This is a genomic window from Paenibacillus mendelii (assembly GCF_024498075.1).
Classification (GTDB): domain Bacteria; phylum Bacillota; class Bacilli; order Paenibacillales; family Paenibacillaceae; genus Paenibacillus_Z; species Paenibacillus_Z mendelii.
In genome coordinates this window covers 88650-106674 of record NZ_JANHOF010000013.1, presented here as the reverse complement: position 1 = coordinate 106674, position 18025 = coordinate 88650, and the positions used below count along the sequence as shown (strand labels likewise).

Here is an 18025-nt window from a genome sequence, read left to right as displayed (position 1 = left end):
AGCCTGCCCATTAGGAGTGCGCTTTGTTACCCGAGATGCGATTAGTAATTGTTGAAACCGTTGCCGCCGTACATGTTGCTTCTGCCGAAAGAGTTTCCGCAGCATCTGCGGTTATTATCCTCTACGCCGCCGACCAAGTTTCTGCAGTGCTCATTCGAGACACAGATGTCGAATGTGATGCGTACGTCGCAGCAATCGCCAAACGTACAGCTGATGCGAACGCAGGACTGGCGGTCTTGATCGAAGAATCTTACAACGTTGCAGTTGTGTCCGATCAGATGCTCGACAAGACGTTTGTTTTTGCAGCGGATTCCACGAACGAGCTCCCTAGCAGCCCTGCGGTCCTTAAGCTGGCAAAATAAATCCGATAGATCGGCTCCGGCTTCTTGAACCGCATCTACTGCCTCATCACAGCGTCTGCGACATCCCGACGTCGACGACGACGAAATACGAGCGCGTTTTGTCGTCTTACGCACCACTTTGACGTTTTTCATTTTGAATTTTGCTGACACGTTGATTCCTCCTTAGAATTGAGCTTAATCTATCCTATGAGAAAAACGTGAAAGAGCGTGGACAAGTGCTCCCTGTCATTCATGCATTTTTGAAAGTCAATAACGACGCGGGTACCAGCGCCTTCCCCGGTAGGTGCCTATTCTAGCAGAAAACCAAAAAACGCGGCCCCTCCTAAGAGGAACCGCGTATCATTGATGAAAGGAATGGTGCTGATGAAGGGAATTGAACCCCCGGCCTACGCATTACGAGTGCGTTGCTCTACCCCTGAGCTACATCAGCATAAGTGCAATGTCGTCGCGACGACTTTTATAATATATCGCATGAGTTTCGACTAAGTCAAGTCTTTTTCGTTTCCTTTTTCCCCCTGAGGCAATGTGAACGGGATCTCCCCGCCAGTTAAGGAAACGTTAAGATTTGGATAACCAAATCATTAAGATTCGCTTGTTATCGTTAGCTAGCCGTTTGGACAACTGACACGCCTTATAGAAATACCCCTTTTGTCGGCTAGCCCCCTTCGCCTATAGAATTGTGTCCATTTTATGGCATCGGCATGTTGATCAAACATTTTGACTGTTCAAGGCGTCAAATCAATAGGTCTGCTTCCGCCGGCGCTAATGCTGTCAATCGATGTACAAATTCGACGAAAGCGGACGAATATGATATAAATTAATGTGTTAGTTTGTCCTCGAATCCGTCATAAGAAGTTAGGAGTGTTAGGCCGCATATGCTGTTTAACTCGTACGTCTTTATATTCGCCTTTTTACCCGTCACTGTCGTCGTCTATTTCCTGTTGAACCGGTTTCGGCTGTCCGATGCCGCCAAAGTATGGCTCGCGCTCTCATCGCTGTTTTTCTACGGCTGGTGGGACGTCAAGTATGTTCCGCTCATTCTCGCTTCCATCGCCTTTAACTATACGATTGGCCGTCTGCTCATGCGTCACAAGTCCGGCGATCCGGCAACCGGAGATGGACAAGCCTCGTATTTAAATGAGCACAACCGCGGAAAGCGCAAAGCGCTTCTTACCTTTGGTATCATAAGTAATATCGGATTGCTGATCTATTACAAGTATGCGGACTTCTTCCTGAGCAACATTAATGATATGACTGGCTCCTCATTCCCGCTGCTTAAGCTTATCCTGCCTCTGGGCATCAGCTTTTTCACCTTTACGCAAATCGCCTTTCTCGTGGATGCGTATAGACGGAAGGCCCGCGAAGCAAATATTGTCAACTACGTTCTATTTGTTACCTTCTATCCGCATTTGATCGCCGGCCCGATTCTGCATCACAGTGAAATGATGCCTCAATTCGACCGTGTGCGGAGTAAAGTATGGAGCTGGCGCAACGCCTCTCTCGGCGTTTATGTATTCTGTATCGGTTTATTCAAAAAGGTGGTCATTGCCGATTCGTTCGCTGGCTATGCCAATGACGGATTCGCAACGGCAACTTCATTCGTTGATACATGGGTCGCCTCCCTATCCTATACGTTCCAGCTGTACTTTGACTTCAGCGGTTATACAGACATGGCTATCGGCGCCGCGCTGCTGTTCAACATCCGGCTGCCGCAGAACTTCAACTCGCCTTACAAGGCGCTTAATATTCAGGACTTCTGGCGGCGTTGGCATATGACGCTCAGCCGCTTCCTGCGCGACTATATCTATATCCCGCTCGGCGGCAACCGCAAAGGCGAACCCCGCATGCTGTTTAACATATCGATGGTCTTCGTCGTCGGTGGCCTCTGGCATGGCGCGGGCTGGACGTTCCTCATATGGGGCTGCCTGCACGGGATCGGCTCGGTTATCCATAGGCTATGGACCAGGCTTGGCATTAAGATGCCAAAATGGCTTGCCTGGTTAATTACCTTCTTGTTCATTAACTTTACGTGGGTGTTCTTCCGCGCGGCGAGCTACGATCAAGCTGTCCGTATTCTCCGGGGGATGTCCGGTCTGGAAGGCATCATGCCGACAATGGCGATGTTGAAGCTGCTGCTGCCCGCGATCGTGATGATTCTGATCTTCTTCCCGATCGCCGTATTCGCGCGCAATTCGTCCGAGCGCATGCAGACTTATCGCCCGACATGGCGTACAGGCGTAGCAATGGCACTGTTATTTATCATTTCCCTGTTGTACTTTAACCGCATCAGCGAGTTCCTCTACTTCAATTTCTAGAAAGGCGGCGAAACGTCCATGAAAGCTCAAGATGAAACGCTCAAGCCCAAAACTTCGCCGCGGCGTCGGACGCTTTCCACAAAGGCCAGCAAGCGAATGCTGATCGGATTTACGACTGGCGCCCTGCTGTTTGCGGCGTTTACCATATTAGCGATGTATATCATCGACCCGCTTCAATTCTATCGGAAGGCCACGCTGTACGATCCGATCTTCTCGAACGAGCAGCGTTACCAGAATCCGGGCCTTGCACGCAATTACGACTATGACACCGTCATTCTCGGCACCTCGATGACGGAGAATTTCCTGCCTTCCGTAGTTGACAAAGAGCTTGGCGGGAAGACAATCAAGCTGTCGATCCGAGGCTCCTATGCCGAAGAACAGTATGATATTGCACAGGTTGCTTTTCGTACCGGCAAGGTGAAGCAGGTGCTGTGGGGAATCGACTATTTCGCCCTGAAGCCGGCTAACCTGGATGCTCAAGGTCCTTACCCGCATTATTTGTACGATGACAATTTCCTCAATGACTACAAATATTGGTTCAACGTGACACCGTATCAGGAGCTTGCCAAAGGCATCTACAAGCGGATGACCGCAAGCGAGAACGGCAAGCGTCTCATGGGACTCGAATACCTGTACAACTGGAATTATTATGTGGTGTACGGGAAACAATACGCGATGAAGTTTTATAAGAAGGCGCTGAGCGAAGAGGTTCGGGTCGGTATGAACGAAGAGCCGCTCGAGGTCGTCCAGAAGAATTTCACCGATTACATCGAGCCGCTCATCAAGGAGCATCCCGAAATCGAATTCAAGTTTTATTACCCGCCGTACTCGATTCTCCGTCAAGCCGTCTGGCGCGATCTGAACGTCGCCCGTTATGAGCAGCAGCTCACCATGAAAAAATGGATGTTCGAGAAATTCAAGCAGTATCCGAACGTGAAGGTATATGATTTCCAAACGGAAGCGGAATGGACATTTAACCTGAATCTGTTCAAGGATCTATCTCACCATAATCAGAATGTGAATACGTGGATTGCACGTGCAGTCGGACAAGACGATCCGAAGTATCGGGTGACGGAAGATAATGTAGATTCGTTTGTCGACGATCTTCGCCAGCAGGTTGAGGATGTGGCTGTTACCGGTGCAGGCGACCTGTTGAGGGTGCCGGTAAGATTTGCTTCTGCGCCTGACAAAGCCGTCACGTTCACGCAGAAGGAGCTTCGTGGTCCGGACAAACTGCTGTTCGTTCCATCGAAGGAAGCTGCTGCCGTACTCGGCGCGGAGCTGGTATGGGATCAGGCAACCAAGACGATGACCGTTACACGGGACGCTCATGAAATTGTCTTAACCGTCGGGAGCATGGAAGCGAAGATAGACGGCAAAGCTGTGGATGTACCTTACCCTGTCGAATTAATAGGCGGGAAGACGATCGTTCCGCTTGCGTTCATGGCAAGCGCGCTCGGCTGGGAAGTCAAGCAGGAAGAGCCGGATCAAGTGACCAAGCGCATTACCCTTATCCAACCTTAACACCACGATAATAGAGAACAGCCCGCCGTCATGAAGCATGACGGCGGGCTGTTCTTCTTTCTATTCACGTGCCGCCCGGCACCTGACAGGAGCGGCTGCAGCATGGGTTTATTCACATGTTCACTTGCCGGTTCTCTTAACCGCGGCTTGCTCCGCAACCTCCTCTGCCGGATTCACTGGCGGTTTCATAGGCAGATACAGCGTGAAGGAGCTTCCCTTGTTCTTCTCGCTCTTGAGCTTCAATGAACCGCCGAGCAGCCGTGCAAGCTGCAGGCTAATTGAGAGGCCGAGGCCGGTTCCCCCATATTTGCGGTTGATCGCCCCGTCCTCCTGCCGGAAGGCCTCAAAGATCAGCTCTTGCTTCTCCGGCTCGATCCCAATTCCCGTATCGGCCACGGTGAATGAAATCCGCTGCGGCGGTATGGGCCTTGCGGCGTGGCGTCCCCAGGAAGCCAGATTCCACGTGCGGGTCCGCCCCTTCCCAGGCTGACCGGATTCGATCGCTTTGGCGCCTCCTTCCAGCCTGACGGTTAGCTTGACGCTGCCCGTCTCCGTAAATTTGAACGCATTGACAAGCAGGTTACGCAATATCTGATTGACGCGCAGTGCATCGGTCATCAGCGTAACGGGAACGCTTGCGGAGATATCCGTTTCGAATGCCAGCTTCTTCTGATCGGCGAGCGGCAGATATTGCTGATGAAGGAGCTGGACAAGCTCATGCGTCGAGACCTGCTCGAAATTAACATCCATCTTACCTGCTTCCACTTTCGATAAATCCAATATATCGTTAATGAGCTGCAGCAGATCATTGCCCGCCACATGAATCAGTTCGGCATAATTCACCTCATCGCCCTCGTAACGACCTTCGTCATTGTCGTGGATCAGCTGCGAGAGCAGAATGACGCTATTCAGAGGCGTCTTTAATTCATGCGACATGTTAGCTAGAAACTCGGATTTATATTTGGATGCCTGCAGCAGCTCCCTTGCCTTCTCCTCTACATCCCGCTTCGCCTGGCGCAGCTCGCTCGTCTGCCTTCGCAGCAGCATATTCATCGTGCGCAGTTCATCCACGCGCAGCTGCTCCTTTTGAAAATCGCGGATAATAAAGACGAATAAGGCACAGAGCACGATCCTGACCGGAAATACATAGACGCCAATCGCATTCCAGTAGGCGGTAATAGTCATGGTCTTCGTTACATACATCGAGAAGATGGCAAGCAGCGCGTAGACGACATTAACGATCAGGATGGTAACCGCGCTTTTCCATACGAAGCGCCAGGTCATACGCTTCAGCCAAATATGCAGGGCCGCACATGCAAACCCGGTCAGAATCATATTGCCCACTCCGGTCCATGCCGACAAGTCTGTGCCGAAGAAGAGCCTGCCGACTCCGATACCGCTGCTAATTCCGATAATCACCCAAGGATTCGGAAAAACCAATACAGCAACAATGGAAGGAACGAACCGGAGATCGAGCAGCGTCACGCCATGAACACGGATACCGAACAGCATGGCAAACCAGCCGCCAATGATGAACACAGCGATCGTCAAGCCATATTTCACCCGTACTGAAGCATGCTGAAAAATGTATTTATAGCCGATGTTGAATATATAAGCCAATGTGATCATGATACTGATACTGGCGAAGAATGTTTTAGCGAAATTCAAGTGCGACTCCTCCCACCCTACCGAATCGCCCTAATCGTTTTGTACGATAATACGATAAAGTATTATAACGATTGTACAACACGCAAGTCTGTTCTTACCACACCACAACGGCGCATATACTAAAGCTGATACAGAAGTTGCAGTTCACAGGCGCAAAATGGAGGACTCTCCCGTCGATAACCGCGGGAACCGGGCCATTTCGCCCATGATCCATTCCGGATAGTCCTGACACATCCCACGAACCTCTCCACTACCAGGAGCGATCAATAATCGAACTGATGGTCATTACCCTGCTTTGCTTTGGATGACTCCGATTTGCCATATTTGCCCTGCTCCTTCCAGCTTGCATGGCTGGGCGGATTATCACGGCAGCAACGATTCGTTTGATCTTAAGCGGGTTATACAACATATAGGCGGCCATTCCCTACGGCAGCATTCTCTTAAATCAGGCTTCACGCGGTGTGAATGGACTTCTTGGACATAGAACGCGACCCCAGCAGCCGCCTAGCTCGAACGAAGGCGGCTGTTAGAGTTCACGGCAAGGCTGCTCAAGTGCCTGTTTAACTTCCAGCTGAAATTGTTAGAACAATGTTAGGAAATTAAACAAATGTCTGACGCCTCCTTTATAAGGGACTAAAGGATTTCGCTTATAATAGCATTAAATCGAAATCGGGGGTGCATGAAAATGACAGAGGTCATTACCTATAAGAATCGTAGCGTTCCGGTTCACTACCCTTCCGAGCAGACTACCTATATAGAAATGCTGCGCAACAAACTGTTCGAGATGGAGTACAACTTTGACTTCCGCAAAAAGTGGAAACGGATATCGTCCGTAGAAATGATCCGCGACGTGGCGATATTACAATATAATGACGGAACCAAGCTTTATATGGAGGTCAGCTGACGTAAAACCGCAAAGAAGCCTGCGCTGCCCCGGTGGGGGTGACGCAGGCTTCTTTGCAGATTTACGATAAGACCGTTTCTTGAATATACTTGTAGCCAACGCCCCAGACAGTGCGTATATACTTCGGCTCCTTCGGATTAGGCTCTACCTTGCGGCGGAGATTTACGATATGGACGTCAATGGCCCGATCGGTGACGAACGAATCGAAGCCGCGGATGGCATTGATCAAATCTTCACGGCTGAATACCTTGCCGGGGTTGGCTAGAAATAGCTTCATCAATTCAAACTCCGAGAACGTCGTCTCCACGAGCATTCCGCGAACGAGCAGTAGCCTTCTCTCCGTATCAAGACGAATAGACGCATCCTCGGTGGCATAGCTCATTCCGTCCTGCACCGTGGCAGCTTGCATCATGTGGGCTCTTCGTATGAGCGATTCCGAACGGGCGCTCAATTCATGCATGCTGAACGGTTTACATAGATAATCATCCGCCCCTGCGCGCAGCGCTTGTACACGTTCGGAAACTTCCGTCTTCATCGATACAATCATGATTGGGACCAGCGAGGATTGCCGAATGCTTCGGCACAGCTCCGTACCGTCCCAGTCAGGGAGCATCAGGTCCAGCAGAACCAAATCCGGTTTGAACTGCTCCAGCAGCAGCAGGCCGGATTCCCCATTAGGCGCCTGTTCAACTGCATAACCCTCTTCCGACAAATACATCGCCAGCATATCGCTCATCATGACATCATCTTCAATGATTAGAATCTTATACACGGCCTCACCTCGAGAGGAATTGAAGATTGTCCTTGAGTTTATCTACTATTAATATACAGCAGGAGTCATGGGTCAACAATAGATTGTTAGAAAAATGTTAGGAATTGTTGTCGAATGTCGTATCCTGCTGCATAAGAGCGGTAAGAATCGGTTCTATAACGATCCTCACGCATGCTGCTGCTGCGAAAGCCGAGGGACGATCTATGGATTCCGCCGGCTGCTTAAGCAACGTCTCCAGCTGATCGGCCGTAGCCGCCAGCTCCCCGGCAGACAGATTGCCTGCCACTCCCTTGAGCGTGTGAGCCATTCTTCTCGCCTGCGTGTAATCGCCCGCCCGCAGGGCCTCTTCCATGCGGATGCAAAACGGGGCGTAATCTCGAACAAACAGCTTCAGCATGTGATTGAGAATGTCCCGCTTGCCATTGACGCGTTCCAGTGCGGACGCCTCATCGATCCCTGGGATGGTAAGCGCCGGCTCCTCCTCATTGGCCCATGGCGGCGTAATCGCGGTCTTGGCTGCCTGTGGCAGCGCAGTCTGGTAGCTGCTCCCGGTTCGCAGCCACTTGACGATGACCTGAAACATCTTCTCCTCATCGATCGGCTTCGTCAGGACGTCGTTCATCCCAAGCTGCATGTACCGCTCATGATCCTCCCGGATTACATTCGCCGTCAGAGCTACGATTGGAAGCCGGTCGAACCTGGAATCCGTTCGGATGATCCTCGTCGCTTCATCCCCATCCATCTCCGGCATATGAATATCCATCAAGATCAGATCCCAATGCCCGCCCTCCAGCTTCTCCAGCACTTCGCGGCCGTTCTCGGCCACTTCAACCGAGAAGCCCCATTCGCGAAGCTGTTCGACAGCTACAAGCTGATTGATCACATTATCCTCCGCCAGCAATATATTCCCCTTGGGATGCTCCGGCCGTTCGAGATCGGCCGCAGTCTCGGTTATGCTGGCACGATCTGCTGCACGCTCCAAGACGGAGTATAGCCCTTGGTACAAGCTGATCCGGCTGACCGGCTTGACCAATATGGCGTCTGGACGGTTCTCAAGCGGCAGCTTCAGCAGCTCTTCGCGGCCGAAGGCGGTCGTAATGGCAATCGTCGGCACTCCAGCCTCTTGGGTCGATTTATGTAAGGAATGCCATGTTTCATCGCCGAACATATCCGGCATTTCAAAATCAAGCAGGAGCGCATTAGGTAACGCCCCGATGCCTGCACGCATGAGCCGGTCCTGCGCCGATCTCCAGGTGGCGTACTCAATCGGCAGCATGCCCATCTCCTCCAGCTGGGCAGACCAGTGAGTCCGGGTCAGCTCATAGTCCTCCACGACCCATACGGCATGCTCGCCTCCCTTGCCGATCCGATACCGGTTGCTTGCCGGTGCAGCCGCCGCAAAGCGCAGCGTAAAGGTAAATTGGCTGCCCACTCCCTTCTCGCTCTTGACCTCGATCGCTCCACCCATCATATCGACAAGACTTTTCGCGATGACCAGACCAAGCCCCGTGCCTCCGTATTTGCGTGTGGTCGAGACCCCTGCTTGGTTGAACGGCTCAAACAGCCTTGGAAGCTGCTCCTCCGATATGCCGATCCCCGTATCCTCTACAGTAAATCGGATAACCGCGTAATCGTCCTGTTCGTCCTCCAGCTGCTCGAGGCGAAGTCGAACATGCCCAAAATTCGTGAATTTGACGGCATTGACACATAGGTTAAGCAGCACCTGCTCAAGCCGGAGCGGATCGCCAATAAGAGAGGATGGCATTGTGTCCGGCGTCTCAATGATGAATTCAAACTGCTCCTTGCCGCCGACGAACATGCTGAGCAAATCGGCTAATTTCTGAAGCAGCTGTTCCGGATTGAACGCCACTTCGCTCAACTCGATCTTACCGGCCTCCACCTTGGCCAAGTCGAGCACATCGTTGATTATTCGCTGCAGCGCCTCGGAAGAAGACCACATCTTGTCCAAATAGTCGCGCTGCAGATCAGACAGCCCCGTCTTCTGCATCAGCCTTGTAAGCCCAATAATACCCGCAAGCGGCGTTCGGATTTCATGACTCATCCGCGCGAGGAAGTCGCTCTTGGCCCGGCTCGCCTCTTCCGCTTCGCGCTTGGCCTCTTCAAGCTCGCCTTGGACACGCTTCTGCTCCGTAATATCCCGGGCAATACATGAGAAGAAGGTCACGCGCGTTAATTCATCGCGATGGGCAACCAATATTTTGGACACATGCACCCAATTCCCGTCCACGGTGAACAGAAGCGCCTCGCTCTCGCGGTATCCGCGCGCCCGCGCGCCAGCGACGCCTTCCAGCAGCTCGTCGATGATCCGCTTCGGCACCTCGTCCTTCAGCTCTTCCCCCTGCTGCGGTGACAGACCAAGCAGCGTGCGGCCAGCGGGGTTAATATACAGCAGCTTGCCCTGCTCATCGAATGTCGCGATCAAATCCTTGGCCGCTTCCATTACATCAAGCTGCTGGCTCTGCGCCTTCGACGTCCGCCTCTGCTCCGTAATATCGCGGGCAATTCCAACAACCCCGATAAAGTTCCCGCTGCGGTCCCTGATGCCATTGGAGCTGTGGGAGACAGGCAGCTTCGTTCCGTCCTTCCGGACATACATCCACTCCCGCTCGTAAGAGAAGTGCTCCTTGCGGAGCTCATGAAAAAGATTGATATCGGGTGTAATTTTACGTCCAAGCTTGCGGCTGAGCATCTCCGCTTCGGCCCGCATATCGTCTTGGTCGATGAAGGTGAGCGCCGTTGCCGTATGAAGCACTTCTTCCGCCCGATAGCCCAGCATCCGTTCCGCGGCTTTGCTGAAATAGGTCACCCGATACTCGTCATCCATGACGATAAATGCATATTCATTCTGATTAATGATCGCTTCCATACGATCGAACATATCCCTGAGATGGACCGTCATATCGTTCACCGAATACGCAAGCTGGGCAATTTCATCGTTTCCCGCTTCGGGCACCGGCAAGACGTCGAATTGCCCTGCGGATGCGGCCTCCGTTACTTCCAGAACACGTTTGATCCGCTTCAGAATACGGCTTGTCAGCAGAAGCAGAAGCAGCGTCATCACTGCCACGGCTAGCACAATATAGGCGATCGTACGCACAAGAAGCGATTTAAGCGGCTTCTCAAACTCGCTGAGCGGGACCTCCATCCCTATTTTCCACGTGGTTCCTCCGACTGACGCGAAAAAAAACATCGATCGCCCCTCCGGATCGTCGAACTTCCGGTACCCTTCCCTCCACTCCAGCAAATCGGCTGCTATGGGCGCGTAGGGCAGCTCAGGCGAGGATAGCTTCTCGTTGACCGCCACCCGCTGATCCGGATGATAGAGGATGGAACCTTCATCATTGTAGAGCATCACCACATCGGACTCCCCGACCTGAAAGCTCAAATAGTTTTCGTAAACGCTTTCCAATGGGAGCGAGGCGTTTACGAGCCCGATGACCTCCTGATCCTCACCGAACACCGGCACTTGAATAACAAAGATACGTTCGCCCGATACCCGTCCGGTGAACGGCTCGGTAACCGTCGTTACGCCTTCTAACGTATGGCGAAACCATGGTTCTTCATCGATACGAATCGTATTCCCGTCGCTAAGCCGGATCACGCCATTCAAGTCGGCAAACCCGATCGACAGATAGGGAGACTGCGCCCTCCTGGACTCATGCTGGAAGTAATCCTCCCTCATCTCCTCTGTTCCGTACCGCACCCGGTCGGTCCGGCTCATGACCTCCGCCTCGGCCCGCCTGGTATCGATCCACGACGAGAGGTTAGAAGCATTGCTGACCACTTTGGAAGACGCCTTCTCTATCAGTGAATCCATAATCGTTTGTTTAGCTGTCGTATAATTGCCAATGCCAACGATTGAAAGGGGTATCGTCGTAATCCATATCACAAGTATGAGCACTTTGACGCGAAGCGACATTTTGCGCAGCATATCCGTCCTCCCGGGCCATCTGATGTAGATCTATTATACTCGCCGGCAGTTGGACTTCATAGAGGTAGAGAAGAGAGGATTCGTTACGATTTCATCATGCGCTGGATGTAATAATGCTTGGCACAATATCCCTTGCACAAGGTGGGCTTCTCGCACCTGACCCATTGACAGACGGCAGGCGGATCTGACTTGCGCACTTTAATGGTGTTTGGATCGCCGTGCCGGCGCCAGCGCTGGTGATGCATCGCGCAGTATTTCTTGGCCTTAACCGGTTTAATGCAGTTTTCCATGATGCATAGATTCATTAGTAACCCCACTTTCTTTGGAAGAGAAGGCTGTTATCCTTCTAGTACTTTTGTTCTATTATGGGGATACGACACTTTTTCATAAAGCTCTTAAAACTGCCTGTTTGCTTGGGTTTTCCTGTGCTTAGGGGATGAAATCATTCGATTATACCTTCGCATGCACCGGAGTTTAATTATTTAAACAATTGTCGAAATGGTCGTTTCATGACTATACTTTGTCTAGTAACAAACTTTGGCTTATGACAACAAGAGCAGACTAGAAAAGGTGTGAATCGTAATGAACGTCGCAACGAACGCATTTGAAACGATTTTCCATTCGTTTAATGTGCCCATGGCCTTAATCATTAAGTATGGCGAAGAGCAGCGTTTTGACAAAGTAAATACCGCATTCCTGAAATTAGCGGGATATTCGGAGCAGGAGCTGTTCCAGATGTCCCCATCGCGATTATTTTCCGCTTGGGAGAGCACCAGCAATAGCGACGGCATATTCTGTCCCTATGTTCTTGTTACCAAGTACGACCGGACATTGTATGTTAAGCTAACTTGCCAGACGGTGGAGAGCTATGATCTGCCTACCCGCATATTGATTGCCGAAGATATAACCGCGCGGCTATGGATCGATACCCAGTTAAGAACGGGCAACGTCATGCTGTACGGAATTGTTGATAATCAGTTCATTATTCAAAATATTGAAGAGAATTACCCCATGCCTGTGTTTGATTCGGAATTTACAGTGGAGGACCAATCCTTCTTCAAGATTGTGCATGAAGACGATCTGGAGCCTATCGAGGATGCAATCAAGCACTACCTTAATCGGCGTCAGCCCCAGCATTTCAAGTTTCGCACCAAGAAGCTGGCGGATCTGGTCGATTTGGAAGTCACGTTAACCTTCTCGCCATTCTACAATGGAGATGAAACCCTCAAGAACAATGGATTCGTCGTCACCGATCTGCGCGCCTACTCGCACCCGGTGGACCCCTCCATCAAGCTGAAGGTTCTGATGGCCCGCTGCAACATCTCGGCCCAGCAGCTGTCCGAAGCGACCGGCATCTCGGTCCAGACGATCTCCAAGCTGCGCAACGGGAAGATTGGCAAGCCTCACCGGCTCACTGCCGATCTCATCGCCACCGAGCTGAACGTCAAACGGCAGGATATATGGGAATAACAATAAGACAGCCCCGCGTCGCTGGACGAGAGACTGCCTGGTTTCATTACACGATTTGAGCCTTGGTGGAGGAATCGACGAGCTTGAAGTGCCGGTCACTGGCAGCTGTTTCGAGGAGGAACGTCGAATCCTCAAGCGCCAATCTCTCCCATGCTGCTACGCAAGCAGGATCGAAATGTACGCCGCTGCCATTCACAATAATGACCATTGCTTCTTCATGGGTCATCGCCGTGCGATAGGAGCGTGATGAGGTCAGCGCATCGTAAACATCGGCTATGGCGGTAATTCGGGCAAGCAGCGGGATGCTGCTCCCTGCAAGACGGTCTGGATATCCCGTCCCATCCCATTTCTCGTGATGGGAACGGATAACGGAGAGCTCGTCGTAGAAAAAGCCGAGCCGCTTGCACATATCATAGCCCCATACGGGATGGCGCTCAATCGTGCGGCGTTCTTCCGCGCTCAGCTTGCCGGGTTTATTCAAGATCGAGTCCGGCACCTTGAGCTTGCCAACGTCATGCACGACGCCTCCCTGCGCGATTGCGCGGAGCTGTTCGGTCGACAGCATCATCTCTTCACCCAGACGCAGCGCATATAAAGCGACACGCATATTATGGCCGGCCGTATAGGCATCGCGAACTTCCGTTGCCATAATGAGTGCGCGCACGCTAGGCGTCATGCAAGCCTCGAGCCAAGCCCGAGGGTCGGATTGGAACAGCACCTTGAAGGAAGAACGGAATGAACCCTGTGAGAAATATTGACGGATCAGCCCGCCGATCATCATAATCATCGATCCAAGCAGCAAACCGTGATACAGCCACCAGCTGAGCTTCCATGTCGTACCTGTCACCATAATATACTGCGAGGCAATCAGCCATCCTGTGCTGTAAACAATCGCCTGCTGCAGCGGGAACTTTGCCGCCCGATAGGAGTGCCAATAGCGATACATCGTCCAGAGACAAGCTGCAGCCGTTAAACCGGCGGCAATCCATACATAGGGGTCGCGATTGAGCGGGAACTTATGGATAAGCTCCGGCCGGCTGAAGGCCGCTACGCAAAACAGCGCAAGAAGAATGCCCCAGGCGGGCATAAGCCACTTCCTCCGCCGCGCTAAGATCCGCACGATCGGGTGATCCGCTGAGGCAGCCGAAAGGCAGAGCCACATCACCGCCAGCAAAATGCTTAATTGCGCGGCGATACCGGCCAAGCTGGTACTGTGCAGCAGCAAACCCGGCGTAGCCAACCCGTGCAGCACGAAAACCTCGGCAAGCGAGAGATAGGCCAGTGCCAAAAACTCGACTTTAATGTTTCGAAGACGGTAGCCCGTAATGCCAACGGCGATGGCTAGCATAATGGCAAGGCCTGCAATGATACTGACGAGGTAGAAATGCCCGGTAGGTGAAGTAACTGCAATGTCAGCCTGCTGCGAAGTACGCAGCAGCTCGCAGCCAATGATAGGTAATATCGTTACCAGGATCGGTCCGAGTAGCGACCTCCCTTTTCCCAGCATGGAAGTTCCTCCTGTTCGAATGTCTGAATCTGAGATGACTGACATCTAACTTGCAGCTTGGATGGCCTAGATTTGTGATCAGATGAATGTAGAAAGAATCGCTTTTCTATTTTATCGGCTGCGGCAGAGGGAATATTTAGTACTTAAGGATTAGATTTGATAGGAATTACGATAAAATTATCCATTCCTTAACAACGCATGTATTCAAAAAGAGGGTGCCAACTTAGACGAATAAGTTGGCACCCTCTCTTCATAACGATACGACTGCTCTAGCGCCGGCCAAGCAATAAATCCCCGGAGCCGGTTTCTACGCTGACGATCACCGAACCATCGCCGAACGTAATCGTTTCATAATCGTCTCCATCCGTGGAAGACTTATGATCCTTCCAGCTATTCACTAAATCGCCTGAACCGGAATTATAGCGGATTTGGGCGGATTCCGGCTGCCGGTCGGTGTGGATGACCACGTCGCCGCTTCCGGTGCTAAGTGTCATGGGATGTGTAATAGCTGCTTGGCTGACGACGATCTCGCCGCTGCTGGTATCGACCAGCAGCTTCGCATCGGCATCCTTGAGCTTGATATCGCCGCTGGATACATCAATCGTCAGCTCATCCGCCGTTGCCTTCTCCAGCTTAATATCGCCTGAGCTCGCATGGACATTGATTTCTTTGCCCGTCAGCTTGCCAAGCATGATATCCCCTGATGACGTCTTCACGGACATCTGATCCCCTGTCAGTTCTTCCAACGAGATATCGCCCGACTCAGCCTCGATTTCGAAGGTCTGCGCCAGCATGTCCTGCACCTGGATCTCACCGCTGCTTGAATCCAGAACAAGCTCGCGGTACTCTCTCTCAGGCAGTTCGACCTTCAATTTAAGATTCAGAATATTAATCCCAATCGTGAAGCCGGTATGCGATTCCGTCCGGATCGTGACCTGATCTCCCTCTTTCTTAAGGCTCAGCTTGACATCATCGATAAACTTCTGACTCACGTTCCCGCTTAATTCCGCTTTTATTTGATCGGAGGCGCTGGGTACGATCGTAATATCCGCACTGTCGTTCTCGATACGAATACGCTCCACTCCTGCCGCATCCACCGCCTGCTGCTGCTTCTCGATCTCCACTGTACCGATCGAGAAACCTGTACTTTTGAAAGTTACTCCGAGTCCTATTAATCCGACCACAACGAGAATCGCTGCAATAATAATCCAATTCCTCATTTGTCTCTCCCTCCCATGACTCTCGAATTAAACCGTAAATATTTCAAAGTTATCTTGAATACGCTCCGCGTCAGCTTATGCGTTCCCACGCCGGCGAGCATACCGATTCCAAGTGCAGTCATTGCCATGAACGAAGCCTGAAGGAGCGGTATTCCTTGTCCGAATATCCCTTCATACATGACACCGGCGGCCAAGATGCCCAGCGCCACAGAAACGGCCCAGAACGCCAGCAGTACGCCCAGCAGGGCAATATAAGGGCCAAGCACGAAGATTAAGTTGAAAAAGCCTAGACCCACCGTCGCCAGCACGGCTTTGGAAACGCGAACGACCCCTCCGCCATTCTCCGCTTCCACAACCCGATAGCTCAGCATCAGTTCTCTGGCGATCACCTGAGGATCGCCCAGCTCCCGGGCTGCTTCCTCTTCACTTCGTCCGTGCTCCGCGGCGATGCGGAAGTGGTCTTCATAATCGAACATAAGCTCCCGGCGCTGTGGCTCCGGAACCTTGGATAGCTGCCCCCAGAGCTGCTGTAAATACTGCTCTTTGATCATTGTTCTACACCATCCTTAATCAATTCATTGACCGCGCGGGTGAACGTATTCCATTCACTGACCAATTCCATGAGATGCGAATGCCCCAGCGGAGTCAGCTTGTAATACTTGCGCGGAGGTCCTTCCGGTGATTCCCTTAAATAGGTAGAGAAATAACCTTCCACGGTGAGCCTATTTAACAGCGGATAGACACTGCCGACGGCCATCTCGAACTTCGAAGAAATCGCAACAGCTAACTCATAGCCGTACCGGTCCTCCCAAGCGGTCAAAGCCAGGACGCACAAATCCAGCACGCCTTTCTTAAACTGCACATTCATCAAGCAGCTCTCCCTATACCCTATCGTTTAGTATTCATCAATATAGAATAGCGTTGCAAAAAAATAAGGCCCTGCTGCTATAGTATATGACTTACTATTCAATTATGCAACATAGTTTAGAAAAAATAGCCAATTTGCCTCCTGATTCTCATCCCGCATGTAAGAATTGGACAAACTGTACCCGCTATTCGACTCGGACAAGTCTTGCTCCCTCAGCATACAATGTTGCAACAACATGAATGAGAGGTGATCCGTATGGAACAGCAGCGACTCATTATTGCGCTGCTCGGCAGCGGCGGCGGTGTCGCGAAAGCCTTTCTTGCGCTTCTGAACCGTTCCGCTGGAGATTCAAGCAGCCCCTTGCATACGCTTCTGGCTAATTACCGCATACATTGCGTTGACATCAAGCAGCGCCCTAAGTCGTACTATCATGAGCATTGTCCCCTCCTGATTCCGGACATGTCCTTGCATAGCCTGGATGCGAATGATACAACCCGGCTGAAGCGTTTATTACGAAGAGTAGGAGCAAGCCTCGTTGTTGATTTGTCCTGGGCAGACACAACGTCCGTATTGTCCGTCTGCGATGAGCTTGGTATTGCCTATGCGAATACTGCATTAGAAAATACCGCCGTTGACGAAATGCCGGAGCTCGAAGGGTTTACATTGATTGAGCGTTCTCTTCGATTCGAAGAGACACGCGGCGGCTTCACCCGCGTGAAAGCGATTATTGGCTCCGGCATGAATCCGGGGATCGTCCAGTGGATGGCCTTGAAGATGAAGAATATGTATCCTGCCGAACAACCGATTGGATGTTATATCGCGGAGACGGACGATACCTTCTATGCCGATGCTGGGAGAATGGAGGAACGGACGATTTACAGCACATGGTCTCCTGAATGTTTTCTCGATGAGGCTCTGCTGAACTATCCGATGCTCGTCACGAACGGGGTGCCGCTATTCTTGTACCACCATGTCTACGACGTGAGGTTCCGCGTTAAGATGGGAAGCCTTCTTTTTCACGGCTGCCTGATGCCTCATGAAGAATCGTTGACCCTGAGCCGTCTTCTCGGCGTGGAATCGGGATTTATTTACAAGGTGAGCGACCAAGTAACGAGCTTGCTCCGGCAGCATAGAGAAGACTCCGATGATCTATGGACGTGGCATCATCAAGTGCTCGATCCAAACGATGCGCCGCTTGACGGTGCTGATTTGGTCGGTATACTGCTCGTCTATCCCAACAAAGAAAGGTATATGTATAATGTCATGCGGAGCGATTCCATCGCCCCTATATACGGCACGAATGCCACCTATTTGCAGGTTGCCTGCGGAATTTACGGCGCGGTATGCACACTGATGCTCGACAAGCTCGATAACGGAGTTTATTGGGTCGATGAGTTCTGCTGGGACAAGAGAGCCGTTATGGGGACTATATCTCGCATTATATGACGGATTTTGTAATGGGC

14 protein-coding genes and 1 tRNA gene are annotated in these 18025 nt (G+C 51.7%); 5 read left to right on the top strand and 10 right to left on the bottom strand.

The window, feature by feature from the left end:
* Positions 1-41: 41 nt before the first annotated feature.
* Together NNL21_RS27515 and NNL21_RS27510 are read right to left on the bottom strand one after the other, a co-directional pair.
* On the bottom strand, positions 42-512 hold the full coding sequence (locus NNL21_RS27515; RefSeq protein WP_204820557.1) for a hypothetical protein: 471 nt from the start codon (positions 510-512) through the stop codon (positions 42-44).
* 205 nt (positions 513-717) lie between these two features.
* Positions 718-792, bottom strand: a tRNA-Thr gene (locus tag NNL21_RS27510).
* Between the two features lie 445 nt (positions 793-1237).
* Between NNL21_RS27510 and NNL21_RS27505 the strand changes: the two genes are divergently transcribed.
* Positions 1238-2677, top strand: a complete 1440-nt coding sequence (locus NNL21_RS27505) for an MBOAT family O-acyltransferase (RefSeq protein ID WP_204820556.1) — start codon at positions 1238-1240, stop codon at positions 2675-2677.
* Positions 2678-2695: 18 nt separating this feature from the next.
* The gene (locus NNL21_RS27500; protein WP_204820555.1) at positions 2696-4201 is read left to right on the top strand and encodes a copper amine oxidase N-terminal domain-containing protein; all 1506 of its coding nucleotides are present in this window, start codon (positions 2696-2698) and stop codon (positions 4199-4201) included.
* Positions 4202-4321: 120 nt separating this feature from the next.
* On the opposite strand, the gene NNL21_RS27495 is transcribed toward NNL21_RS27500, so the two are convergent.
* A complete protein-coding gene (locus tag NNL21_RS27495) occupies positions 4322-5869 on the bottom strand; it encodes an ATP-binding protein (protein WP_204820554.1) in 1548 nt (515 codons plus the stop codon).
* 685 nt (positions 5870-6554) lie between these two features.
* Between NNL21_RS27495 and NNL21_RS27490 the strand changes: the two genes are divergently transcribed.
* The gene (locus NNL21_RS27490; RefSeq protein WP_204820553.1) at positions 6555-6773 is read left to right on the top strand and encodes a hypothetical protein; all 219 of its coding nucleotides are present in this window, start codon (positions 6555-6557) and stop codon (positions 6771-6773) included.
* Positions 6774-6834: 61 nt separating this feature from the next.
* Here NNL21_RS27490 and NNL21_RS27485 read toward each other — a convergent pair whose 3' ends face one another.
* The 3 genes from NNL21_RS27485 to NNL21_RS27475 form a co-directional block, all read right to left on the bottom strand.
* A complete protein-coding gene (locus tag NNL21_RS27485; protein ID WP_204820552.1) occupies positions 6835-7545 on the bottom strand; it encodes a response regulator transcription factor in 711 nt (236 codons plus the stop codon).
* 97 nt (positions 7546-7642) lie between these two features.
* Positions 7643-11497, bottom strand: coding sequence for a response regulator (locus NNL21_RS27480; protein WP_204820551.1), 3855 nt, complete (start codon positions 11495-11497; stop codon positions 7643-7645).
* Positions 11498-11580: 83 nt separating this feature from the next.
* Positions 11581-11802: a hypothetical protein gene (locus NNL21_RS27475; protein ID WP_204820550.1), complete on the bottom strand. Its 222-nt coding sequence runs from the start codon at positions 11800-11802 to the stop codon at positions 11581-11583.
* 277 nt (positions 11803-12079) lie between these two features.
* On the opposite strand from NNL21_RS27475, the gene NNL21_RS27470 reads away from it, so the two are divergent.
* A complete protein-coding gene (locus NNL21_RS27470) occupies positions 12080-12967 on the top strand; it encodes a helix-turn-helix domain-containing protein (RefSeq protein ID WP_204820549.1) in 888 nt (295 codons plus the stop codon).
* Positions 12968-13013: 46 nt separating this feature from the next.
* Here NNL21_RS27470 and NNL21_RS27465 read toward each other — a convergent pair whose 3' ends face one another.
* The 4 genes from NNL21_RS27465 to NNL21_RS27450 form a co-directional block, all read right to left on the bottom strand.
* Entirely contained in the window at positions 13014-14474 is a 1461-nt protein-coding gene (locus NNL21_RS27465) for an HD-GYP domain-containing protein (RefSeq protein WP_204820548.1), read from the bottom strand.
* A gap of 269 nt (positions 14475-14743) precedes the next feature.
* Positions 14744-15694, bottom strand: coding sequence for a DUF4097 family beta strand repeat-containing protein (locus NNL21_RS27460; RefSeq protein WP_204820547.1), 951 nt, complete (start codon positions 15692-15694; stop codon positions 14744-14746).
* Positions 15691-16245 carry an HAAS signaling domain-containing protein gene (locus tag NNL21_RS27455; protein ID WP_204820546.1) on the bottom strand — a complete coding sequence of 185 codons (555 nt, stop codon included), beginning with the start codon at positions 16243-16245 and terminating at the stop codon, positions 15691-15693. The genes NNL21_RS27460 and NNL21_RS27455 overlap by 4 nt, the downstream gene beginning before the upstream one ends.
* Positions 16242-16562, bottom strand: coding sequence for a PadR family transcriptional regulator (locus NNL21_RS27450; RefSeq protein WP_204820545.1), 321 nt, complete (start codon positions 16560-16562; stop codon positions 16242-16244). Before NNL21_RS27450 ends, NNL21_RS27455 begins: the two co-directional genes overlap by 4 nt.
* A gap of 255 nt (positions 16563-16817) precedes the next feature.
* On the opposite strand from NNL21_RS27450, the gene NNL21_RS27445 reads away from it, so the two are divergent.
* Complete coding sequence (locus NNL21_RS27445) at positions 16818-18008, top strand: S-adenosylmethionine decarboxylase related protein (protein WP_256555521.1); 1191 nt, start codon at positions 16818-16820, stop codon at positions 18006-18008.
* Positions 18009-18025: the final 17 nt, after the last annotated feature.